21 protein-coding genes are annotated in these 22,902 nt (G+C 62.5%); 17 read left to right on the top strand and 4 right to left on the bottom strand.

Going from position 1 to position 22,902, the window contains the following annotated elements; genetic code table 11:
* Positions 1 to 6: 6 nt before the first annotated feature.
* Positions 7 to 468, bottom strand: coding sequence for a universal stress protein (locus BSP239C_RS06565; RefSeq protein ID WP_101571127.1), 462 nt, complete (start codon positions 466 to 468; stop codon positions 7 to 9).
* A gap of 13 nt (positions 469 to 481) precedes the next feature.
* Positions 482 to 1,978, bottom strand: coding sequence for a CitMHS family transporter (locus BSP239C_RS06560; protein ID WP_101571125.1), 1,497 nt, complete (start codon positions 1,976 to 1,978; stop codon positions 482 to 484).
* A gap of 142 nt (positions 1,979 to 2,120) precedes the next feature.
* Here BSP239C_RS06560 and BSP239C_RS06555 point away from each other — a divergent pair, with 142 nt between their 5' ends.
* Genes BSP239C_RS06555 through BSP239C_RS06545 form a run of 3 tightly spaced genes read left to right on the top strand, consistent with a single transcriptional unit; the run spans position 2,121 to position 4,945 of the window.
* Positions 2,121 to 3,920 (top strand): ATP-binding protein, encoded by a 1,800-nt coding sequence (locus tag BSP239C_RS06555; RefSeq protein WP_257930111.1) that lies wholly within the window; start codon positions 2,121 to 2,123, stop codon positions 3,918 to 3,920.
* A complete protein-coding gene (locus tag BSP239C_RS06550) occupies positions 3,917 to 4,576 on the top strand; it encodes a response regulator (RefSeq protein WP_226830977.1) in 660 nt (219 codons plus the stop codon). The genes BSP239C_RS06555 and BSP239C_RS06550 overlap by 4 nt, the downstream gene beginning before the upstream one ends.
* Before the next feature lie 21 nt (positions 4,577 to 4,597).
* Entirely contained in the window at positions 4,598 to 4,945 is a 348-nt protein-coding gene (locus BSP239C_RS06545; RefSeq protein WP_145997418.1) for a hypothetical protein, read from the top strand.
* 3 nt (positions 4,946 to 4,948) lie between these two features.
* Here the strand turns inward: BSP239C_RS06545 and BSP239C_RS06540 are convergent, their stop codons facing one another.
* Entirely contained in the window at positions 4,949 to 6,259 is a 1,311-nt protein-coding gene (locus tag BSP239C_RS06540; RefSeq protein WP_101571117.1) for an MFS transporter, read from the bottom strand.
* A gap of 158 nt (positions 6,260 to 6,417) precedes the next feature.
* On the opposite strand from BSP239C_RS06540, the gene BSP239C_RS06535 reads away from it, so the two are divergent.
* From BSP239C_RS06535 to dapF, 12 genes are all read left to right on the top strand, one after another.
* Positions 6,418 to 6,963, top strand: coding sequence for a transcriptional regulator (locus BSP239C_RS06535; protein WP_101571115.1), 546 nt, complete (start codon positions 6,418 to 6,420; stop codon positions 6,961 to 6,963).
* A 207-nt stretch (positions 6,964 to 7,170) separates the two neighbouring features.
* A complete protein-coding gene (locus BSP239C_RS06530) occupies positions 7,171 to 10,095 on the top strand; it encodes a DNA translocase FtsK (RefSeq protein WP_374701021.1) in 2,925 nt (974 codons plus the stop codon).
* 99 nt (positions 10,096 to 10,194) lie between these two features.
* A complete protein-coding gene (gene pgsA / locus BSP239C_RS06525) occupies positions 10,195 to 10,914 on the top strand; it encodes a CDP-diacylglycerol--glycerol-3-phosphate 3-phosphatidyltransferase (RefSeq protein WP_257930110.1) in 720 nt (239 codons plus the stop codon).
* A gap of 4 nt (positions 10,915 to 10,918) precedes the next feature.
* Positions 10,919 to 11,443, top strand: a complete 525-nt coding sequence (locus BSP239C_RS06520; RefSeq protein ID WP_257930109.1) for a CinA family protein — start codon at positions 10,919 to 10,921, stop codon at positions 11,441 to 11,443.
* A 196-nt stretch (positions 11,444 to 11,639) separates the two neighbouring features.
* A complete protein-coding gene (locus BSP239C_RS06515) occupies positions 11,640 to 11,969 on the top strand; it encodes a helix-turn-helix domain-containing protein (RefSeq protein WP_101571107.1) in 330 nt (109 codons plus the stop codon).
* Positions 11,969 to 12,196 carry a DUF3046 domain-containing protein gene (locus BSP239C_RS06510; protein ID WP_101571105.1) on the top strand — a complete coding sequence of 76 codons (228 nt, stop codon included), beginning with the start codon at positions 11,969 to 11,971 and terminating at the stop codon, positions 12,194 to 12,196. Before BSP239C_RS06515 ends, BSP239C_RS06510 begins: the two co-directional genes overlap by 1 nt.
* 367 nt (positions 12,197 to 12,563) lie before the next feature.
* A complete protein-coding gene (gene recA, locus BSP239C_RS06505) occupies positions 12,564 to 13,676 on the top strand; it encodes a recombinase RecA (protein ID WP_101571104.1) in 1,113 nt (370 codons plus the stop codon).
* The gene (locus BSP239C_RS06500; protein ID WP_101571102.1) at positions 13,657 to 14,403 is read left to right on the top strand and encodes a regulatory protein RecX; all 747 of its coding nucleotides are present in this window, start codon (positions 13,657 to 13,659) and stop codon (positions 14,401 to 14,403) included. Before recA ends, BSP239C_RS06500 begins: the two co-directional genes overlap by 20 nt.
* Before the next feature lie 39 nt (positions 14,404 to 14,442).
* Positions 14,443 to 15,939: a tRNA (N6-isopentenyl adenosine(37)-C2)-methylthiotransferase MiaB gene (gene miaB, locus BSP239C_RS06495; RefSeq protein ID WP_101571100.1), complete on the top strand. Its 1,497-nt coding sequence runs from the start codon at positions 14,443 to 14,445 to the stop codon at positions 15,937 to 15,939.
* Between the two features lies 1 nt (position 15,940).
* On the top strand, positions 15,941 to 16,594 hold the full coding sequence (locus BSP239C_RS06490; protein ID WP_101571098.1) for a hypothetical protein: 654 nt from the start codon (positions 15,941 to 15,943) through the stop codon (positions 16,592 to 16,594).
* Positions 16,595 to 16,606: 12 nt separating this feature from the next.
* Positions 16,607 to 17,542, top strand: a complete 936-nt coding sequence (miaA, locus tag BSP239C_RS06485; RefSeq protein ID WP_101571097.1) for a tRNA (adenosine(37)-N6)-dimethylallyltransferase MiaA — start codon at positions 16,607 to 16,609, stop codon at positions 17,540 to 17,542.
* Between the two features lie 66 nt (positions 17,543 to 17,608).
* The gene (dapF, locus tag BSP239C_RS06480) at positions 17,609 to 18,601 is read left to right on the top strand and encodes a diaminopimelate epimerase (RefSeq protein WP_101571095.1); all 993 of its coding nucleotides are present in this window, start codon (positions 17,609 to 17,611) and stop codon (positions 18,599 to 18,601) included.
* An 89-nt stretch (positions 18,602 to 18,690) separates the two neighbouring features.
* Here dapF and BSP239C_RS06475 read toward each other — a convergent pair whose 3' ends face one another.
* Entirely contained in the window at positions 18,691 to 19,305 is a 615-nt protein-coding gene (locus tag BSP239C_RS06475) for a class I SAM-dependent methyltransferase (RefSeq protein WP_101571093.1), read from the bottom strand.
* A gap of 110 nt (positions 19,306 to 19,415) precedes the next feature.
* Between BSP239C_RS06475 and hflX the strand changes: the two genes are divergently transcribed.
* Positions 19,416 to 20,891: a GTPase HflX gene (gene hflX / locus BSP239C_RS06470; RefSeq protein WP_101571091.1), complete on the top strand. Its 1,476-nt coding sequence runs from the start codon at positions 19,416 to 19,418 to the stop codon at positions 20,889 to 20,891.
* A complete protein-coding gene (locus BSP239C_RS06465; protein ID WP_101571089.1) occupies positions 20,888 to 22,855 on the top strand; it encodes an ATP-dependent DNA helicase in 1,968 nt (655 codons plus the stop codon). The genes hflX and BSP239C_RS06465 overlap by 4 nt, the downstream gene beginning before the upstream one ends.
* Positions 22,856 to 22,902 lie beyond the last annotated feature (47 nt).

The following is a 22,902-nucleotide window of genomic DNA, read 5'->3' as shown; positions in this document are numbered from 1 at the left end:
AGCACGCTATTTGACGATGAGCACCGGGCATTCGGCCTCGAGGATGACCCTCTGGGTGCTGGAGCCCAGCAGCAGTTTGACCAAGGGGGAGCGGCGGCGAGAGGCCATCACGATCAGCTTCGCCTGCCACGCCTCGGCGAGGTCGATGATCTGGGAGGCCACATCGGAATCGGCGCGTTGGATTTCGAACTCGAGGCCTGCCTCGGCGAGCGAATCGGCCAGCTCCTTCGTCTGCGACAGGGAACCGGCCGCCGGTGCAGTCGTGGTGTCGGTGCCGAAGTGGACGACGCGCAGGGCTGCCCCTTCTCGACGGGCACCGGCGATCGCCTCGTCGAGAACCGTCGCCGAGGAATCGGACCGGTAGGCCAGGATGACCGTGGCCCGGGCATCGTCGATGCCGGCCGAGGCCGCCACCCGCAGCGAGGGTGTCGGGAATCTGTGCTGAGGTGCTGAGTAGAAGTCAGTCATGTCGGTTCTGTTCCTATCCGATTGCAATGACGCCGATGAGGACGCCGACGGTCAGCATCACGAGGGCGACGATGAGGGCTCGCCACAGGACCTTCTTATGGTGGTCTCCGAGTTCGACTCCCGAGAGTGAGACGAGGAGCAGGATCGCGGGCACCAGCGGTGACTGCATGTGCACCGGCTGTCCTGTGATCGAGGCTCTGGCCATATCGGCAGCCGAGATCCCGAAGTGACCGGCGGTCTCGGCCAGCACGGGAAGGATGCCGAAGTAGAAGGCGTCATTGCTCATGAAGAACGTCATCGGGATCGAGAGCAGCCCGGTGATGACGGCCATGTAGGGGCCCATGGAGGACGGGATGACGTCGACGAGCCACGCGGCCATGGCATCCACCATGCCGGTGCCGCTCATGATGCCGGTGAGCACGCCCGCGGCCATGACCATGGCGACCACGGCGATGATCGCCGAGGCGTGTGAGGCCAGCTCTTCCTGCTGTGCCTTGAGGTTGGGGAAGTTGACCATGAGCGCGATGACCATGGCGATCATGAACAGGTAAGGCAGGGGCAGCAGGTCGGCGATGAGCATGACCATCACGGCCACGGTCAGGATCAGGTTGAACCAGAAGAGTTTGGGACGCAGCGTCGCCCGATTGGGGTCGAGCGCGGTATCGGTCAGGGCCGAACCGGAACCGGCATCGTCATCTGCGACCGCTGTGCCCGCCGAGGCTGTTCCACCGTGATCGGAACCCGACATGGACCCGGTGGCGGAGACTGAACCCGGGCCCGAAGCCGAACCTGCACCCGAGTTCGTGCCTGACTCTGAGTTCGAGCGGGCGACGGCACCGACGAGGTCGGAGCGCTTCGAACCCGCACGGGACTCATCGACCCAGGCCACACCGTTCTTGGCCAGCCGGCGGCGTTCAGAGACGCCGAGGAAGTAGGCGAAGACGAAGCACACCAGCAGACCCGCAGCGAGGGCCGGCACCATGGGAGCGAAGATTTCGTTGGCATCGATCTGCAGGGCAGAGGAGGCGCGTGCCGTCGGACCTCCCCAAGGGACGATGTTGAGCGTGCCGTTGATCAGACCCGCGACACAGGTCAGCACCACGGGTGACATCTCCAGGCGCTGGTAGATCGGCAGCATCGCGGCGGTGACGACGATGAACGTCGTCGACCCGTCACCGTCGAGGGAGACCGCTCCGGTCAGCAGTGCCGTGCCCATGACGACTCTGACGGGATCATGGCCGGCGACTCTGAGGATGAATCCGACGAGTTTGTCGAAGAGCCCCACGTCGATCATGATGCCGAAGTAGATGATGGCGAAGAGCAGCAGCGCTGCGGTCGAGGACATGTCTGCGATGGCGTCCATGACCATTTCGCCGATTCCCAAGCCTGCGCCGGTGAAGAGTCCGAAGATGGTCGGGACGATGATCAGGGCCAGGATCGGTGAGAGTCGCTTCGTCATGATCAGCGTCATGAAGACGATGATCATTGCGAAACCGAGGATTACGAGCACGAGCTTCTCCTGTGAAGACGGATGTGATGCCCGATACACCCTAGGCCGCGCACTGCCCGGGCGCGCGCTTGTGTGCACTGAACACGTTCTGCCTGTTTGGCGCCTTTTGCGCATTTCGCTCACGCCTGGTTACTGTGGGTTGGTGCCACGTCCCAGCCGATCGTTCTCTCGCCGTGTTCTGTTCAGTCAGCTCGCGGTCATTGTGGTGACGCTGGCGTTGGTGACCGGAGTCTTCGCCTGGATGGGTGCACGCTCGGTCACCGAAGTCACCGAGACCAAAGCACTGGCGACCGCACGGACTCTGGCCATCGATCCTGATGTGAGGAAGGCCTCGACCGACGCCTCGGCGCAGCCTGCGGGGGAGGCCGATGATGCGATCACGACTCCGCTGCTCGAGATCACCGATGACCTGCGCGACTCCTCAGGTATCGTCTTCGCAGTCATCACCGATGACCGGGGCATCCGACTCTCCCACCCGGACCAGGACAATATCGGCAAACGTGTGTCCACTTCCCCGGATGATGCATTGGCCGGCAGGGAATCCGTGACGCATGAGCGAGGCACTCTCGGCGAGACCGTGCGTGCGAAGGTCCCGATCTTTTCTTCAACCGATGATGAGACCGTCGTCGGAGAGGTCTCCGTGGGCATTCACGCCTCGGTGCTTGATGCCGATCTGCGGCGCGAATTCCTAGTCCTCGGCTCCGTCGCGGTCCTGGCCCTGGCCATCGGTGTCATCGCTTCACTGGCTCTGGGGCGCAGGCTGAGGCGTGAGACTCTGGGCGTAGGTCCCGAGGAGCTTGCGGAGATGGCACGCGATCAGGGTGCGGTCCTGCGCGGTCTTGACGACGGGGTTCTCGCCTTCAGTTCTTCGGGAGTCCCGACCCTGACCAACTCCACGGCCGAACAGCTGCTCGGAATCTCCCATGTCGACCGTGACGACGATGACGACGACCACGACCGGTTCGCCGGCACCAACAGGGGCGCCGGCACTGACGTCACGGTGTCGGCCTCGGGCGGGTCCACGACCGGTCCACGGGCAGAAGTGCCCGAGGTGATCCGGAACATGATGGTCGAGGCCCCCGATCACGGTGCCCTGCGGCGGCGAGTCACCGTCGGCGACCGGATCCTGTTGGCCACCGCTGTCCGCGTGAGTCGTGATGGAGTCTCGGTCGGTGGGGTCGTCACTTTGCGCGATGAGACCCAGGTGCTGACCATGGCACGTCAGCTCGAATCGGTGACCTCCATGGCGCGGGCCCTGCGCACGCAACGCCACGAATTCGCGAACCGTCTCCATACCGTCCTCGGCCTCGTCGACACGGGTGCCACCGACGAGGCACGGAACTACCTCGCCACGATCTTGCGCACCGGGCCGATCACCACGCCCGTCGAAGGCATTGAGGTGATCACCGATCCCTATCTTCGTGCCCTGCTGGAAGCAAAAGGAACCACCGCCGCCGAGGTGGGTGTGAGCCTCGCCGTCACCCCAGATTCCCTGGTGCTGGGCCGGGTGAATGAACCCGAAGACGTCACGCTCATCCTCGGCAATCTCATCGACAATGCGGTGCGGGCGGTGGTGACGCAGGCAAGTGGCAAAGCTGTTGAGAGTGCTGAGGGTGTTGATCGGGTCGCCGAGGTGTTCGGCCGAGTCGAAGTGACGCTGCTTGGGTCGGGCCCGGAGCTGCATGCCGTCGTCACTGACTCCGGTGGGGGAGTGGATGAGAAGGATGCGGAGTCCATCTTCGACGAGGGGACCAGCAGTGCCGACGGTCTGGATTCAGACCATGGGCATGGCATCGGTTTGGCGCTGTGCCGAAGGACCGCACGCCGACACGGCGGCCGGGTGTGGCTGCTGGCAGGCCACGATCCCGATCTGGGCGGTGCCGGTTTCGGCATGCACCTGTCCGATGTACTCAGCGATGACACGGATGACGAGGAGAGATGATGATCAACGTTCTGGTTCTCGACGACGACTTCTATGTGGGGCAGATCCACTGCCGGTACGTCAACGAGGTCGCGGGATTCAACGCTCTGGAACCGGTCAGAGATCTGCGCACCGCTCGCACGATCATCGCCGAAGAGGACGTAGACCTTGTGTTAGCCGATTACGTTCTGCCCGAAGGCAACGGAGTCGAGCTCATCCGTGAGACGAATGTTGATGCCATCGTGCTCTCGGCCGTGTCCGATTCCGAGGTGGTGCGTTCGGCTCTGCGGGCGGGAGCCATGACCTATATTCTCAAACCCTTCGCCGCTGAGGAGCTGCAGGACTTCCTCAGACGTTATGCCCGCTTCCGCCGTTACTGGGAACGGGAGAAGGTGAGCCAGCCCGAGCTCGAGCGTCAATTGCGGGGCCTGCATGACGTCTCCTCACCGGGGAGCGCACCGGCCAAGGGCTCGGGCTCGTCGACGACTGGTCGGATCCTCGAAGCACTCGAGAGCGCCGATCAGCCACTGACGGCAATGGAGGTCTCCGATATCGTCGGCACCTCCCGCGCGACAGCGCAGCGCCACCTGGCCAAGCTGGCCGAGTCCCGCGCCGTCACCGTCTCACTCCAATACGGAAGCACCGGCCGCCCCGAACACCTCTATGGGGTGGGCTGAGGGGCCATCTGTCCTGGGCACGTGCCCGACCGCACTCCAGAACCTTCCGCCCAGGAAAGCTTGAGTATGAAATACAGAATTGCGATCAAGGCTCATTGGGTCAGCAGCTGGTTCCTGAAACTGTTGTCAAAACCAGTGGCGGTGGTTGGTCATGCAGAGCACCCGTTGACCTGGTCCGAACCCACTGAAATAGAGATCGAGCAGGATGCGCCGGTCCGGATCGGAGTCGGTGTCCGTTACTTCGGGAGGGGAAAGTTGCTGGGCGTCTCTGTGACGGAACTGCCTGCACACAGCACCCCCGAGCTCAGTTCAGGTGTCATCGCATTTCGCAATGGATTCTGGAATCACGAACCATTCAAGCTGGTGTGAGTCTTAAGCAGATTCCTCTTCAGCATCACTGGTGGCGTCACTGTCGGCACCAAGCAGGTCCAGCTCGCGCGGCAGAGTCCGCATCTGCAGGAGCGGGGATGCGATCACAGGGATCGACGCGGCAAGCGAACACGCTGCGAGGATCCACATCGTCGTGGACACGCCAAGGCTGTCGCCGAGGAAACCGGCGAGTAGTGAACCCAGCGGCATCGGCCCCCAGACGAGGAAACGAATTGAGGCGTTCATGCGTCCCAGCAGCGGCTTCGGGCACAAGCGCTGGCGGAAGCTGACCTGGGCGATGTTGTAGACGACGACCGCCCAGCCGGTGACAAGACTGGCCACGAGCATCGTCGGGAAGGTCGGCAGAACCGTGGCCAGGGGCATCCCGAAGAAGCTCAACCCACCGAGCATTGCGGACACCGAGATGCTCGTTCCTTCACCGAGTCGTGTCTGCACCCTGGCGGCACTGAGAGCACCGAGGATTCCCCCGATCGCGCTGGCCGACATGATGATGCCCAGCTGAACCTGGCTCAGTCCCAAAGTCGTCAACACGAACAGCACCAGGAGAGCGAAGATGCCTGATGCTGCGAAGTTCGTGAGGCCGGTGCACGCGGTGATCCGCAGCAGCAGGTTGTGGCCGAGGACGAAGCCCAATCCCTCACGGATCTCGGAGATGAAGCCGTTGCGGGTCTCTGGTTCCGGCGGTGTTTCGCGGTGGCGGATTCTGCTGACGAAAAGACTCGACAGGCCCATACAGACACTGGTCAGGCCCACTGTCAGTGGGGCTCCGATGGCTGTGACGAGGCCTGAGGCCAAAGTCGGCCCGACGACTCCTGCCGTCTGCTGACTGGCCTGGAGCTTGCCATTGCCGTCCCCGATGGATCCGCCGTCGACGAGTTCGGGCAGATACGACTGATTAGCGATATCGAAGAAGACGGTGACGATCCCGACTCCTGCGGCCACAATGTAGAGCTGGGGCATGCTCAGTGCGTCGAGCGCCCAGGCCAGCGGGATCGTCAACAGGATGCCAGCACGCACGATGTCGCCGGAGACGATGACGATCTTCTTCGGCAGTCGATCGATCCAAGCGCCCGCCGGCAAACTGATGAGGAGGAAGGCAGCCGATTCCAGTGTCGCCAGAAGCCCCATCTGGAAGGCATCGGCGTCTAAGAGACTGACGGCGATAAGGGGGAGTGCGAAGAAGACGAGCTGCGAACCGAACACTGAGACCGTGTCGCCCGCCCACAGTTTCATGAAGTCGCGGTGGTTCCACAAGGGTGAGCGTCCTGGCGGTGCGGGGTCGGCTGTAACCATGGCTCGTCCTTGAGTCGGGGTATCGGTGAACTGACGACGGAGATTAGATCGGGAGTGATTGAGATCTCTCAATTGCAGTCTGACAGGAGTGATTGAGTTAAGTCAATCACTGTGGTGTGACCAATTGACTTCTCCCGATCACTCGTTAGCGTTGAGGTATGAATGCTGAGCGCGCCGAGAACACAGCGCGGACCGTCGCGCGAGCCGTCGAACGCCGTGATGCCACCGATTCCGAGGCGAAGGCTCTGGCCTCGAGTCTTCGCATACGCATCCTGCGGCTGTGCCTCGACGAGGCACTGAGTAATCGTGAGATCGCCGAGGCGACCGACCTCAACCCAGCGACATCGCTGCACCATGTGCGGATGCTCGCCGACACGGGTTTCCTTGAGGCGCAGGAGCCGAGACGAGGTCGCCGAGGTGCCCGGGAGATCCCGTACCTTGCAACGGGCAAGAGTTGGTTCCTCAACACCGGTGACATGACAAATGAGATGCTCGATGCCTTCACCGCCGAATTCACGGCGGCTCCCTACGCGGAGCGCACGATGGGACGGATGGCGGCGATGCTCACCGAGGATGAGGTTGAGGAGTTCCGCGCCCGCATCGATGCCCTCTTCGAGGAGTTCCGCTCCCGCCGCAAAAAGCCGGACGCCACACAGTGGGGACTGTTCATCGCCATGCACCCGAGCAGCTATACACCCGAGTGACCATGAGCGATAGCTATCATGACGCGCGCTGCGAGCCGGGGAAGGCTGGACTGAGGACACGACGTATTCCACCGCCTCGGCCGTGAGTTCGTCTTCATTGCACGTAGGGTCTGACGTGGATATTCGCCAGTTTCCACCCCTCTTATGGCGCGCCGAACCCTGCGGATTTACTGGGCAGGAGCGCATAATCGCCCTAAGATAAGAAGCATGGCGACCAGAACGACTTCCCCCGCTTCTGGTAAAGGAAAAGGCACAGCGCGCAAAGCTGCTGGTCGGACCGGGCAAGCGGGGACAAAGGAAGACCCCGGGACAAACGTTGTCACCGGTGCGTGGAGGGGAGTGGCCCACATGGCCGGAAACCGTGCGCGAAAGATCCTCAGCGACGAACCGAGTGACCAGTCACCAACGAAGAGAGACGGCACAGCCTTCTTCCTCATCGGTCTCTCAATCATCATCGCGGCCTTCGAATGGTGGAACATCCCCGGCGCGATCAGCGACGTCGTCCGCAATATCGTCGAGGGCACCTTCGGCAGAGTGGCACTGGCGCTGCCAGTGATCTTCACCTGCTACGCGATTCGACTGTTCCTGCGCGGAGACGATAACCGGGGCAATAACAGGATCCTCATCGGAATCATCCTCCTGCTCCTCTCTTCCTCGGGTCTGGCCCATATTGCCGCAGGCAATCCGACGTTGACCAACTCCCCAGAAGCCATGGCCAACGGGGGAGGGGCGCTCGGCTTCGTCATCTCCTCACCACTGGTCACCGCCACCACCAGTTATGTGGCGGTCCCTCTGCTCATCCTGCTCGGGCTCTTCTCCCTGCTGGTCATCACCGCGACACCGGTGCGTTCGATTCCCAAACGCCTGATGGATCTCTACCTGCGTCTGACTGGGGGAGCACGACCCAATTCCGAAAAGCAGGACGGGCAGGAATCGACCGACCTCGTCGCCGACAACGCGCGCACCTCCACCCTCAAACCCGTCATGGGCAGCAAACGTCGGACCAAGAAAAAGAAGACCGACCTGCCCGAGGGCGGACATCCCGACGATGACACGACGACCAAGGCCTACGACAAGGCCTATATCCACGAAAACGATGTCAGCGAAGAAGAAGCTGACACCACGGTCATCGAACGGCCGCAGTTCAAACCCGGTGAACGTCGACCGACGAAGGCCGAGCGCGAAACTGCCGCACTGAAGAAGACCATCGGCATGGACGACGATGCCGCCTCGGTGACGAAGAAGGCTACCCCAGGTGACACCTCGGCGCCGGTGCCGGTGACCAACAACCCTGCACCGCCAGCCACGGAACAGCTGCCCGAACGAGTCGAGCAGCTGACTCTGGCCGGGGACGTCACCTACACCCTGCCTGCCTCCGACAATCTTCTGCCCGGCCCACCGGCAAAGGAGCGCTCCGAGGCCAACGACCGCGTCGTCGAAGCCCTGCGCGACGTACTCGAACAGTTCAAGATCGACGCACAGGTCACCGGCTTCTCACGTGGCCCCACGGTCACCCGGTACGAGGTGGAGCTGGGATCAGGCACCAAGGTCGAGAAGGTCACAGCGCTGTCCAAGAACATCGCCTACGCGGTGGCCAGCGCCGATGTCCGCATCCTCTCGCCGATCCCCGGCAAGAAGGCGATCGGCATCGAGATCCCCAACTCCGACCGTGAGAACGTGTCCCTCGGCGATGTGCTGCGATCGAAGGCCGCCCGCAAGACCGAGAACTCACTGGTCATGGGCGTGGGCAAGGATGTCGAAGGCGGATTCGTCGTTGCCGACCTCTCGAAGATGCCCCACCTGCTCGTCGCCGGTGCCACCGGTGCAGGTAAGTCGAGCTTCGTGAACTCCATGATCACCTCGATCATGATGCGTGCGACCCCCGACGAGGTGCGCATGATCCTCGTCGACCCGAAGCGCGTAGAGCTCACGATCTATGAGGGTATTCCACACCTCATCACACCGATCATCACGAACCCCAAGAAGGCCGCCGAGGCGCTCGAATGGGTTGTACGCGAAATGGACGCCCGCTACGACGACCTCGCGAACTTCGGGTTCAAACACATCAACGAATTCAACAAGGCCGTCCGGGAGGGCCGCGTCCAGGTTCCGGCCGGAAGCGAAAGGGTCCTGCAGCCCTACCCCTACCTGCTGGTCGTCGTCGACGAGCTCGCCGACCTGATGATGGTCGCGCCGCGCGACGTGGAGGCCTCGATCCAGCGCATCACCCAGCTGGCACGTGCGGCAGGCATCCACCTGGTGCTCGCCACCCAGCGACCCAGCGTCGATGTTGTCACCGGTCTGATCAAGGCCAACGTACCTTCACGGCTGGCCTTCGCCACCTCATCGCTGGCTGACTCCCGAGTCGTGCTCGATCAGCCCGGTGCGGAGAAGCTCATCGGACAGGGTGACGCACTGTTCCTGCCCATGGGTGCTGCCAAGCCGATGCGCGTCCAGGGCGCTTGGGTCAACGAGTCCGAGATCGAAAAGGTCGTCGAACACGTCAAGGGCGAACTCAAGCCGAACTACCGTGAAGATGTCGCGGTGGAGAAGCCGACGAAACAGATCGATGAGGAGATCGGCGACGATCTCGAACTGCTGCTCCAGGCGGCCGAACAGGTTGTGACCACACAGTTCGGTTCGACCTCGATGCTGCAGCGCAAACTGCGCGTCGGCTTCGCCAAGGCCGGGCGACTCATGGACCTCATGGAATCACGTGGCATCGTCGGACCCTCCGAAGGTTCGAAGGCACGTGACGTGTTGGTCCGTCCCGAGGATCTGCCAGGCACACTGGCGATCATCAAGGGCGAGACCCCACCCGACGAGGACCCGAACCCGGCATCAGGCGGTGGCGGCGGCTCGGACGACGACGGCTCGGGCTACGGCGCGGGTCACAGCACGCAGGGTGCGAGCGGAGCGTCGGCCGCCGCAGACTACGACGAGGAGTTCGACGACTTCGGAGATTCAGGAACGAACACTTCGGGGAGGTCAGCAGGTTCTGGTGCCAACGACCGTTACTCGGCGGGAGTCGGGCATGCCGACGATCTGCATATCGGCGACGTCGACCCCGAGACCGGCTTGGAAGTCGTTGAGACCAGCGGAGAGGACGCCTGGTCACTGACCGGTCGCTGACTCCCACCGCAAAGCAGAACTGAGAACGGCGTGGAGCCGACCGCTGAAACGAGCGGTCGGCTCCACGCCATTCACATGTCATTCCGATAGGGTTGCTCTGTGAATGATCGACCAGAGAACAGCGCCCCGGGACCCGCACCGGCAGAGCCCAGCCCGTGGAATGTTCCCAATGCCCTGACCGTGCTGCGGATCCTGCTCGTCCCCGTCTTCCTCGTCCTTCTCTTGGTCGATGGCGGCCAGGACATGACCATGCGGTGGTGGGCGCTGGCCGTCTTCCTGCTGGCGATGGCCACGGATAAGCTCGACGGAGATCTGGCCCGCAAATACAACCTGATCACGAACTTCGGCAAGATCGCCGACCCGATCGCTGACAAGTCCCTTATGGCGGCGGCACTCATCGGCCTCGCTGTGATCACGGAGATCCCTTGGTGGGTTCCCGTCATCATCCTCATCCGTGAACTGGGCATCACCGTGCTGCGCTTCTTCATGATCCGCATCGCCGTCATGCCCGCGTCCAGAGGCGGCAAGATCAAGACGGTGCTGCAGACCGTCGCCATCGGGCTGTTCCTGCTGCTGCGCCCTGTGGCGCAGATCGTTCCCGAAGGCGTGACCTTCGCACTGTTGATCCTGGCCTGGCTGACCCTGGTCGCGGCCATCATCGTCACTGTTGTGACAGGAATCGACTACTGTGTCCAGGCGGCAAAACTGGCCAAGGACTCACGTGGAGGAGGCGAGACTGCTGCCGGCGGTCCCTCGGCTGACCGTCCGTCCGGGGATGGTCCTTCCTCGGCCAATCCAACCGGTCCGGACCCGAAGTGAGCCTGTGAACGAGACAGAACTCTTCGCCCGAAGCCAGCATCTCATCACCACCTGCAAACAGGTGGGACTTTCGATCGCCGGAGCAGAATCGCTGACCGGTGGTCGCTTCGTGGCCACACTCGTCGACATTCCTGGTGCCTCTGCAGTCGTCCGCGGCGGACTCATCACCTATGCCACCGACCTGAAATCGCGCCTGGCCGGAGTCGATGCCAAGCAGCTTGAGGAGACCGGCCCCGTCGACGAAGTCGTCGCAGCTCAGATGGCGGCCGGCGCAGCCAGGGAATGCGTCGCCGACATCGGGGTGGCCTGCACGGGAGTCGCCGGACCCGAACCACAGGACGACAAGCCGGTCGGTCTTGTCTACACCGCCATCGCCTTCGCCGGAAAGGCGCAGGTCAGCGAGCACCATTTCTTTGGGGACCGGGACGCGATCCGCAGTCAGACGGTGGCGGCCATGGTGGCAGACCTCGACGACTTCGCCACACAGATGGCGTTCGGACCCGAAGCCGATGACGCGAACCAATCATGATTCCGGCGCCGTGGAATAAGTACAGCCTCGGCGCAGTTAACGAAGCAATGGCAATTGGACGAACACGCACCGGTACCTTCGAATGGACTGGCAAAACCATCAGGTCACACACCCAGGTTGGCGCTCGGCAACGACCGGGTTGTAAAGTTGAGTACACCATCAAGACTGTTCGCGGAGACAAGAGGAGGGACGCGCAATGCTACTGAGAGTTGAAATCGGTGACGCACTGCGCTCCGTCCGTCGGCGCCAGGGGCGGACCCTGCGCGATGTCTCTACGGGGGCCAGCGTTTCGCTGGGCTACCTCAGCGAAATCGAACGCGGACAGAAGGAAGCCTCCTCTGAGCTCCTCTCCGCGATCTGTGAAGCCCTCGACCTGCCGTTGTCGGCTCTGCTGTCATCGGTCTCCGACCGTTTCGCACTGGAGGAGGGCGTCGAAATCCCCGACACCATTCCACAGGAACTCTCCGACAAGATCCTCGGTCGCCCCGGTGGATACACCGTGCCACGACTGGCAGCCAAGCCGTAATGCGGCACACCCTCTACTGGGTTCTGATGAATGAGGAATTCGGCGAAGCTCGAGCCGCATCACTGCATACAGACCTCGCCCTGAGCAGCCTGGGCTCTCGCACCGCCGAAGAGGCATTCAGTGCAGGCGTCGAACCCCGGGACATCTGGACTGCAGTCTGTGACGCCTCGGGCGTACCTGAATCTCGTCGACTGGGCAAAGAGAAGCCACGTTCACGTCCGTTCTAGGATCTGACTGTCCAGCGCCATCCTTCCCACGGCTGCTCCTCGCTTCTGTTCATCTCAACGCTGCTTCGTGCTGACTGGCAAGGCACGCAGTCTCACCGGTACGGCAGTCAAACCGACGGGCACGGCGAAATCACTCGATCCAACCAGCATCGATCTTCAGGTCGGGGAGCGGCGGACGGTGCAAAAAAGCGCGACACGCACCGACATATAGAACACTTGTTCCCATGTCGGTTATGCTGGTAATGATTCACGGGACCTGTGACCATGAGTGGCCGATTATCCACGGGGGAATTCGTTCCTCTGTTGTTATGTCAGTGCCACCTTCTAGCCTTGGTCTCAACGGATAACGAAACTTTTAGGAGAGACCATGGCTCGTACACCGAAGAACCTGCAGATCCCTACCGGCGGCGATAAGTCGAAGGCGCTCGACGCCGCGCTGGGACAGATCGACCGCAACTACGGCAAGGGCGCGATCATGCGTCTGGGCGAAGGGGTTCGTGAACCCATCGCCTGCATCCCCACCGGTTCCATCGCACTCGACATCGCTCTGGGCATCGGCGGTCTGCCCCGCGGCCGCGTCGTCGAGATCTACGGCCCGGAATCCTCGGGTAAGACAACAGTGGCCCTGCACGCTGTCGCCAATGCTCAGAAGACGGGCGGAATCGCAGCATTCATCGATGCTGAGCACGCCCTAGATCCGGAATACGCGAAGAAGCTCGGCGTCGACACCGACCAGCTCCTCGTGTCCCAGCCGGACACCGGTGAGCAGGCACTCGAGATCGCCGATATGCTCATCCGCTCCGGAGCGCTCGACGTCATCGTCATCGACTCCGTCGCGGCCCTCGTGCCGAAGGCCGAGATCGAAGGCGAGATGGGCGACAGCCATGTGGGCCTCCAGGCGCGACTGATGTCGCAGGCACTGCGTAAGATCGCGGGCGCCCTGTCTCAGTCGAAGACCACCGCGATCTTCATCAACCAGCTGCGTGAGAAGGTCGGCGTCTTCTTCGGTTCACCGGAGACCACCTCTGGTGGTAAGGCACTGAAGTTCTACGCCTCCGTGCGCATCGACGTGCGACGCATCGAGACTTTGAAGGAAGGCCAGGACGCGGTCGGCAACCGCACCCGCGCCAAGATCGTCAAGAACAAGATCGCACCGCCGTTCAAGCAGGCCGAGTTCGACATCATCTATGGCCAGGGCATCTCCCGTGAGGGCAGCCTCATCGATATGGGCGTCGATAACGGCATCATCCGCAAATCCGGATCATGGTTCACCTACGACGGTGACCAGCTGGGCCAGGGCAAGGAAAACGTGCGCAACTTCCTGCGCGACAACCCAGGACTGGCCGAGGAGATCGAACTCAAGATCAAACACAAGATGGGTCTGATCAAGGTCGACGAGCCTGAAGCTGAGGCAGGAGCCGACAAGGCCGAGGGCAGCGCAGCAGAGAGCTCGAAATCGGATGACGTCGAAGTTTCCTGATCCGATCGATCGCGACAGCGATCTCGCCGAGTCACGTCCCCACGGGGGCGACTCGGCGAGATCAGATGCGCCGAGCGCGAAGCTGACGCAGCTGCGCGAAGCCATCACCGAGATCGACCAACGCCACGCCGAAGGGGAGCCCGAGTACTTCGCGGACACTGTCTCGGCGTCGGAGTCTCCGATGGGTGTGGGTGCTGCACCATCTGAGGACGTTCCCTCATTCGCCGACGCGCTGTCATTCGATGACGACGATGAGCCGCTGGACTTCGACGCCTCCTATGCGAAGGCGAAGAAGACGGCCATGAACATGCTGGCCATGCGCGATCACGCCAGCGGCGAACTGCGGGACAAACTGCTCAAGCGCGATTTCCTGCCCGAAGCAGTCGACGAACTCATTGCCAAACTGCAGAAGTCACGACTCCTCAACGACGAAGAGTTCGCACACCGTTACGTCCGAGCTCACAGGGAACGTCGAAAACTGTCCCGCACCGCGCTCAAACGAGAACTGAACAAAAAGGGCCTGCCCGCAGAGATCGTTTCCGACGCCGTCGAGGATGTGGACGGGGAAGACGACCTCGCCCGCCAGGTCGCCGAGAAGAAGGCCGCATCGACACGCGGACTCGACTACGAGGTCCGTGAGCGGCGAATCCTGGGCATGCTCGCACGACGCGGATTCGCATCCTCAATCTGTATCAAGGTGACACGCGAAGTCCTCGCCGAAGACTGAGCTTCGCCGATGACAGACAACAGTTAGAATAGTTTCGCCATGACTGAACTGATTGATGCACCCACCTCCACCGAGAAATCACCGCGCAGCTACGAGGTGAAGACCTACGGCTGCCAGATGAATGTCCACGATTCCGAACGGCTGTCCGGACTTCTCGATGATGCGGGCTATGTTCCCGCAGACACCGATGACCAAGCCGACGTCATCGTCTTCAACACCTGCGCGGTCCGCGAGAACGCGGACAACCGTCTCTACGGAAACCTCGGTCAGTTGGCGCACATCAAGGAACGCAACCCTGATTTCCAGATCGCAGTCGGCGGCTGCATGGCACAGAAGGATCGGGACACGATCGTCAAGAAGGCCCCCTGGGTCGACGTCGTCTTCGGCACCCACAATATGGGATCGCTGCCGGCACTGCTCGAACGAGCACGTCACAACCAGGAAGCCCAAGTCGAGATCCTCGAGAGCCTCGACGTCTTTCCATCCACTCTGCCCAGCCGCCGCGAATCACAGCATTCCGGGTGGGTCTCGATTTCGGTCGGATGCAACAATTCCTGCACTTTCTGCATCGTTCCCAGCCTGCGCGGCAAGGAGAAGGACCGCAGACCCGGCGACATCTTGGCTGAGGTCGAAGCGCTCGTGGCCGACGGCGTCGTCGAAGTCACGCTTCTGGGCCAGAACGTGAACTCCTATGGTGCCGAATTCAGGGACAAGGGAGCATTCGCGAAACTGCTGCGCGCCGTGGGCAAGGTCGAGGGCATCGAACGTGTGCGCTTCACCAGCCCGCATCCTGCCTCATTCTCCGATGACGTCATCGAGGCCATGGCAGAGACGCCGACCGTCATGCCGCAGCTGCACATGCCGCTGCAGTCCGGCTCCGACTCGATTCTGAAATCCATGCGCCGGTCCTACCGCACCAGCAGGTTCATGCGCATCCTCGACTCCGTGCGCGAGAAGATCCCGCATGCAGCGATCACCACCGACATCATCGTCGGATTCCCAGGGGAGACCGAAGAAGACTTCCTCGGCACCATGGACATCGTCCGTCGTGCCCGCTTCTCACAGGCCTTCACCTTCCAGTACTCGATACGACCCGGCACTCCCGCCGCCACGATGGACGATCAGGTCCCCAAGCACATCGTGCAGGAACGCTTCGAGCGACTGACTGCGCTCCAGGACGAGATCTCCTGGGAGGAGAACAAGGTACAGGTCGGCCGCGAGATCGAAGTGCTCGTCACGACCAGACCACACGATGACTCACCACGACTCACCGGCCGCGCGGCAGACAACCGACTCGTCCACGTGGGGATCCCTGACGGAATCGATATGCCGCGTCCCGGCGACTTCGTCACCGCCACCGTGACCGAAGCCAAACCATTCTTCCTCTTGGCCGACTCCGGCTTCGCGGTACGTCCCTCCCGAGCAGGCGATGCCTATGACCGGGCACAGGCGGACAGCTGTGGAGCCCCAGCGCCGGGACAGACAAGTGCCGGATCCACGAATCTGGGGATGCCGACCATCCGCACCCGCGGCTGAGATGCCCGAATTTGTGATCATCCCGGCCGCACCGATCCTCTTAGACGGTGTGGACCTGGCAGAATCCGCGCAGATCGGACCTTTGCGAACTGTCATCGAATCCATTCTGCAGACCAAGACGAAGTGGGCGCTTCCGGTGCGCGAGCTGCCTCCCGTAGCCGGCCTCGGCGGGCTGGGCATCGATCGTGGCATTGATACCCGAACGAATGAGCTGCTCGAAGGCGAGGACTGGGTTGGGACCGTGTCCGCGCTCAATCCTGCCGAGCGTGCCGCCAGTGAATCCGCGCATCCGGCCATAGCAGTGGCGCTCCTCCACGCTCATTCCTGTGGTGTTCGAATCGGCACGCTGGGCAGCACAGATGACCTGATGATTCCCATCGACCTGTCCGTCGCTGCGTCCGAAAACGCTCCACTGGCACCAGTGCCCGGCGCAGCGGAGGCAGACGCCCGTGTCGTACATGCACTCACAGCCGGTGATGTCGACGCAGTAGTCGCAGCGACGTCGGCGGGTGCCGACGTGCACGCCGACCTCGACCTCCTCGACGCTGCAACCGCACACATGCTTCTTCGCGAAGGAACCGACTATTCGTTCAGCACGGTCTTCGACGAGAACGTCCACGAGGTCCGTTCGTTGTGCGGGACCGGAACGTATTGAGATGAGCCACCCTTGAGCACGGCCGAAGAGCCCATCATCACCATCGCCGGGGCCACAGCCACAGGAAAATCGGACCTGGCACTCAACCTGGCTGAACACCTCAACGGGGAGATCATCAATACGGATTCCATGCAGTTCTACCGAGGCATGGACATCGGCACCGCCAAACTGCCCGTCAATGAGCGCCGAGGAATCACCCACCACCTCATCGACATCCTCGACGTGCGTGAAGAAGCGAACGTACGGACCTTTCAAAGGCAGGCGCGTGAGGCCATCGCAGACATCCGCACCCGGGGGAGACGACCCATCCTCGTCGGCGGATCGGGACTGTACGTGCGAGCCGCGACCGACCGCATGGAATTCCCCGGCACCGACCCCGAGGTGCGGGCACGAATCGAATCCGAAGTCGACGCCGACCGGTGGGGCAGGCACCGGCACCTGCAGGAAGTCGACCCCGCCGCCGCGGAGAAAATCACACCAAACGACTCCCGACGCATCGTGCGTGCCCTCGAAGTCATCGAGCTGACCGGACGCCCCTTCAGCGCTCAGCTGCCCGACTACCAGGCCATCGAACCGACCCTCCACCTAGGGCTGAGCGTGGAGCGGGCCACCCTGCACGAACGAATCGCTGCCCGGGTGAAAATCATGTGGGAACAAGGGTGGGTCGACGAAGTCCGCAGTCTCCTCGAGCGTGGTCTGGCCGAAGGCAGAACCGCATCGCGGGCCATCGGGTATGCACAGATCCAGCAGCACCTGAGCGGCGAACTCGACCAAGACACAGCCCAAGAGCAGACGACCATCAGAACCCGGCAATTCGCACGCAGACAGGACACCTGGTTCCGCAGGGATCCGCGCACCGTCTGGATCGACGCGACCGCCGGCGACCATGAGGCCAATGCTGCCCTCGCCCTCGAGACTATCGCAGGCACAACAGACCCCGAGAGCTGAAGTCCATTCTCTAGAACTGAAAGCCGACTGTGCCAAGTGCGGATCGCTCACCGATAGGATAAGTTCATGAGTTCCTCCCAGTCACCATTCGCCGATATCGCAGGCACCGACTTCATCAAGGGCCATGGCACGCAGAACGACTTCGTCCTCTTAGCCGACGACGACAGTTCCCTTGAGATGCATCCTGAAACGATCGCGCTCCTGGCCGATCGTCGCTCGGGCCTGGGCAGCGACGGTGTCATCCGCATCGTCCGCTCGGCAAGCAGCGGGATCCCCGGCGCTCTCGAGCAGGCCGAGGCCGGAGCCGAATGGTTCATGGACTACTACAACCACGACGGCAGCCTCTCCGAAATGTGCGGCAACGGCGTCCGCGTCTTCGCCCACGTGCTGGTGACCACTGGTCGCGTCCCAGCCGATGCCAGAGAGATCCTCGTCGGCACACGAGACGGCATCAAGACCGTCCGCACGGTCCTCAACCCTGCACTGGGCAAGCAGACCGGTGACGAGACAGCGGCCGCGGCAGGACCGAGGCTTCCCGGCTCCGCGAGCGATGCCTGGTACATGATCGACATGGGCGAATGGTCTCTGGATGACAGTGACCACGTTCTCGTAACGACCTCGGGCATCGAAGTTCCCCGCCCCGGCATGCGCGTCGAGACCGGCAACCCTCACACGGTGGTCGCACTCGCCGAGCTGGCTGAACTCGACAGCGCAGAACTGCGCGACGCACCGATCCTCGACCCGGTTCCACCTCAAGGATCGAACGTCGAATACATCGTTATGGAACCAGCACGCAGCGACGTGGCCGGGGGAGAAGGTGCCCTGCGCATGAGGGTATTCGAACGCGGTGTCGGAGAGACCCGGTCCTGCGGTACGGGAGCGTGCGCCGCAGCCATTGCCGCCCACCACTGGGCAGGACCTGCCTCTCCACTGCAGTGGCGTGTGGATGTTCCCGGCGGTCAGCTGCGCATCGGCATCACTGTGAACGAAGACGGCACCCGCGGCAACGTCACCCTCTCCGGACCGGCTGTTCTGGTCGCCAGCGGCACAATCAGCTGACTTTCGCCGGCAGCTGACCTGAGCCAGATGTTGACCTCAACCAGATGTTGACCTCAGCAAGCCTGCGGCTTGTTCGGTTTGCGGTTCGATCAGTCGCGGGTGACGGTGAGGACCCGGAAACCCTTCGACGACCCGGTGCGCACGACACTGAAGCCTTGTCCCAGAGTTTCGATGAGCCACTTCTGCAGAGAATCCGCACCGAGGTTCTTCGACACGACGAGATCGGCGCGTCCGCCGGGAGCCAAGCGTGGCAGCCAAGTGGTCAGCAGCCCGTGCAGAGCCTCCTTGCCAACCCTGATCGGCGGATTCGAACGGATCGCACTGAACTGCATGTCCGACGGGATCTCATCAGCGGTGACGGGACGAATCGAACTCAGGCCATGACGCTGCGCATTCTTGCGCGTGGCATCAAGGGACCGGGAATTGACGTCGAGCGCCCACACACGAACATCTACCTCGGCGTCCTTGGCACTGAGCGCTGCGTCCAAGGAGATGGGACCCCAACCGCACCCCAGATCGAGGATCTCGCCGGGCTCCGGTGTCGGGAGATGGCGTATCAGAACCGCTGTTCCCAGATCCAAACGCGTGGGGGAGAACGTCCCCGAAACCGTCTCGACCGTGACCTCGCGGCCCGCGAGATCAAGGGTCAGCTCGCGTGTTTTGGCTTCGCTGCTGGGCGATTCGGTGAAATAGTGCTCAGACACCGTTACAGTCTAGACGGCTGTGGGAGAATTGATGGACACCTCTCTGTTCTGAGAGGAAACTCTCCGCACGGCAGCAGTGCCGCGAAGAGTGGAAACGAACAAAGGAATGAATGACGTCCACTGACAAAGAGCGTCGGGACGCGATGCTCGACCGCGTTCTCGCACGAGGTGCCCAAGCCTTGGGTGCCAACGAATCAAACGTCGATGACGCCTCGCAGTTCGATCTGGCTGAGAGGGCGGCACTCAAACGGGTCGCCGGCCTGTCCACCGAACTCGAAGACATCACCGAGGTCGAATACCGCCAGGTCCGCCTGGAGAAGGTCGTCCTCGCCGGACTGTGGAACACCACGCAGGCTGACGCCGAGAACTCGATCAGGGAGCTCGCGGCACTCGCAGAGACCGCTGGATCCGAGGTGCTCGACGCCATCATCCAACGCCGCGAGACCCCGGACCCTGGAACCTACCTCGGCAAGGGCAAAGCCGCCGAGCTGGCCGAGATCGTTGCCTCCGAAGGTGCCGACACCGTGATCATCGACTCCGAACTCGCACCCAGCCAACGCCGCGGACTCGAAGACGTCATCAAGGTCAAGGTCATCGACCGCGTTGCCCTCATCCTCGACATCTTCGCCCAGCATGCTAAGTCCCGCGAGGGCAAGGCCCAGGTCGAACTGGCTCAGCTCGAATACCTGCTCCCACGCCTACGCGGCTGGGGCGAGTCACTGTCGCGTCAGGCGGGTGGCCAGGTTGCCGGCGGTGCTGGAATCGGTTCCCGCGGTCCCGGTGAGACGAAGATCGAACTCGACCGCCGTCGAATCAGGGCCAGAATGTCGAAGCTGCGCCGACAGATCGAAGGGATGGCACCCTCACGGTTGACGAAGCGAAAGAACCGCGCACGCAACCACATCCCGTCGGTGGCGATCGTCGGCTACACCAACGCCGGCAAGTCCTCCCTGCTCAACCAGCTCACCGACGCCGAGGTGATGGTGCAGAATGCGCTCTTCGCCACCCTGGATCCGACTGTGCGACAGTCCCGGACCGCGGAGGGCATCACTTTCACCTACACGGACACTGTCGGCTTCGTCCGAAACCTTCCACACCAGTTGGTCGAAGCATTTCGGTCGACATTGGAAGAGGCCTCCGACTCGGATCTGATCCTTCACATCGTCGATGCCTCGCACCCGGATCCGCATGGACAGATCCATGCCGTCCGGGATGTACTCAAAGACGTCGAGACCGGAGATATCCCCGAACTCCTGGTCTTCAACAAGGCCGACCTTGCCGATGAAGCAGTGGTGACCGGACTCCACGCGGAGTACCCGGATGCCTGCTTCGTCTCCGCTGTGACCAAGGAGGGAATCGCCGAGCTCGTCGAAAGAATCGAGGCGATGCTGCCCTCGCCGAATATTGACGTCACAGTGCTCATCCCCTATGAGCGCGGCGACCTCGTGTCGAAGATCTATGCACTGGGCACGGTCGAACACGAAGAACACGGTGCCGAGGGAACCGCCATGCAGGCGAAGGTTCCGGCAGACCTGGCAGCGGAGCTCGCAGACTTCCGACGTCCGGACCTGGTCATCGGCAAGTGAGTAAGGTCGAAGATCTGCTCGAGTCCGCCGTAGGTGCCATCGGCGGCTCGCCCAGACACGGTCAGACGGAGATGGCCGAAGCGGTTGCCTCGTCGGTAGACAAGGGCATCCACCTTCTGGTTCAGGCCGGAACCGGCACAGGAAAGTCGTTGGCGTACCTGGTTCCTGCGGCCGAGTACTCCAGTCGAACAGGCAAGCGCGTCATCGTGTCCACGGCCACCTTGGCTCTGCAGACACAGATCATCCACCGTGACCTGCCGCGCCTGTTCAAGTCGGTGAAGAAGACTCTCGACCCGCTGCCACGCGCGGCCCTGCTCAAAGGCCGACGCAACTATGTGTGCAAGCACAAGCTCTCCGGCGGGTATCCCGATGAGGGCGAAGGGATGCTCTTCGACCTCGGTGCCGATGCGGAGGCCGGTCGCAAGGCCAACGACCGGTCGGGTCTGGGTGAGGAGATTCAGCGGATCCGTACGTGGGAGAAGACCACTGACAGCGGGGATCGCGATGATCTTCTGCCTGGTGTCAGCGACAGGGCGTGGTCAGAGGTATCAGTCAACGCTTTCGACTGCCTCGGCTCGAACTGTCCCCTGTACACGGAATGCTTCGCGGAGCTGGCCCGCAACAATGCCGCCGAGGCTGACATCGTCGTGACCAACCATGCCCTGTTGGCCATCGACGCCTTCGGTGAGAACACGGTGCTGCCCGAACATGATGTCATCATCATCGACGAGGCCCACGAATTGAAGGACCGGGTCACCAACGCACTGTCCGGTCAGATCAACACCAGCATGCTCGCGGCCGCCACTAGTTCCGTGCGCAAGCACACGATCGTGCAGGACGGTGTCGTCGCGCTGCTCGACTCGGCCGCCGCAGCACTCGAACGTGCCCAGAGCGGAGTCGCCGAGGGCCTGATCATGAATATGAGCGAGGCACTGTCCCTCGCGTTGGCCCAGATTCGTGACTCCACGCGACAGATCATCAATGACATCGGCGGCAAAACCGAAGAGTCCGACGCCGGTCGGCAGATGGCCAAGGCCCGGTGCCAGGAGATCTTCGAACTCGCCGAGCGCTTCTGTGCACCGGGCAAGAACGATGTCGTGTGGTTGTCGAGAAGCACCTTCCGGGAACGGGAGACCACGAACCTCGTCGTCGCGCCGCTCAGCGTTGCCGGGACCATGAGGTCAGGGATCTTCGAGGAATCGACGGTGGTGGCCACCTCGGCGACTCTGTCACTGGGTGGTAACTTCGACGCGGTCGCAGCGTCATTGGGACTCTTCGGCCCCGATGCACCCAAATGGGACAGCCTCGATGTCGGATCACCCTTCGACTACGGCAAGCAGAGCATCCTCTATGTCGCAGCCCACCTTCCGCGTCCGGGCCGCAGCGGCCTGAGCGAACAGGCTCTGGACGAGTTGGAGGAACTGGTCACCGCGTCCCAGGGCGGTGCACTGGGACTCTTCTCCTCACGCGCGGCCGCGAATGCCGCAGCCGAACACCTGCGGGCGAAATTGGGCTTCCCGATCCTGCTCCAAGGTGATGACGGGCTGCCGTCGCTGGTCTCTCAATTCACCGCAGATGACCAAGCCTGCCTCTTCGGCACCATGTCGCTGTGGCAGGGAGTGGACGTGCCGGGCCGGACCAATCGTCTCGTCATCATCGACCGGCTTCCGTTCCCACGCCCCGATGACCCGCTGATGCAGGCCAGGTCGAGAGATGCCGATGATCGGGGAGTCAACGGGTTCATGGCCGTCAGCGCCACTCATGCCGCACTGCGCCTGGCACAGGGCGCGGGCCGCCTCATTCGGTCGACATCGGACAGGGGAGTCGTGGCTGTCCTCGACTCACGCCTGCGCTCGGCCCGCTACGGCGGCTACTTGGTGAACTCGATGCCATCGATGTGGCCGACGACCGATTCGGCACTCGTGAAGAGCAGCCTGGGACGTCTGGCCGCCACCGAGAAATGACCGGAGACTGAAACGCACTGTGCCCCCGACCGATATCGGTCGGGGGC

This window comes from Brevibacterium sp. 239c, from assembly GCF_900169365.1.
Lineage (GTDB): Bacteria > Actinomycetota > Actinomycetes > Actinomycetales > Brevibacteriaceae > Brevibacterium.
This window is presented reverse-complemented; position numbering and strand designations above follow the sequence as displayed.

What these genes read in the sequence shown, in the direction of transcription:
- BSP239C_RS06530 (WP_374701021.1), top strand. Translation starts at nt 7,171, where the DNA reads ATGGCGACCAGAACGACTTCCCCCGCTTCTGGTAAAGGAAAAGGCACA.
- BSP239C_RS06490 (WP_101571098.1), top strand. Translation starts at nt 15,941, where the DNA reads ATGCCCGAATTTGTGATCATCCCGGCCGCACCGATCCTCTTAGACGGT.
- hflX (WP_101571091.1), top strand. Translation starts at nt 19,416, where the DNA reads ATGACGTCCACTGACAAAGAGCGTCGGGACGCGATGCTCGACCGCGTT.
- miaB (WP_101571100.1), top strand. Translation starts at nt 14,443, where the DNA reads ATGACTGAACTGATTGATGCACCCACCTCCACCGAGAAATCACCGCGC.
- dapF (WP_101571095.1), top strand. Translation starts at nt 17,609, where the DNA reads ATGAGTTCCTCCCAGTCACCATTCGCCGATATCGCAGGCACCGACTTC.
- BSP239C_RS06565 (WP_101571127.1), bottom strand. Translation starts at nt 468, where the DNA reads ATGACTGACTTCTACTCAGCACCTCAGCACAGATTCCCGACACCCTCG.
- BSP239C_RS06515 (WP_101571107.1), top strand. Translation starts at nt 11,640, where the DNA reads ATGCTACTGAGAGTTGAAATCGGTGACGCACTGCGCTCCGTCCGTCGG.
- BSP239C_RS06510 (WP_101571105.1), top strand. Translation starts at nt 11,969, where the DNA reads ATGCGGCACACCCTCTACTGGGTTCTGATGAATGAGGAATTCGGCGAA.
- BSP239C_RS06550 (WP_226830977.1), top strand. Translation starts at nt 3,917, where the DNA reads ATGATGATCAACGTTCTGGTTCTCGACGACGACTTCTATGTGGGGCAG.
- recA (WP_101571104.1), top strand. Translation starts at nt 12,564, where the DNA reads ATGGCTCGTACACCGAAGAACCTGCAGATCCCTACCGGCGGCGATAAG.
- BSP239C_RS06535 (WP_101571115.1), top strand. Translation starts at nt 6,418, where the DNA reads ATGAATGCTGAGCGCGCCGAGAACACAGCGCGGACCGTCGCGCGAGCC.
- BSP239C_RS06540 (WP_101571117.1), bottom strand. Translation starts at nt 6,259, where the DNA reads ATGGTTACAGCCGACCCCGCACCGCCAGGACGCTCACCCTTGTGGAAC.
- BSP239C_RS06500 (WP_101571102.1), top strand. Translation starts at nt 13,657, where the DNA reads ATGACGTCGAAGTTTCCTGATCCGATCGATCGCGACAGCGATCTCGCC.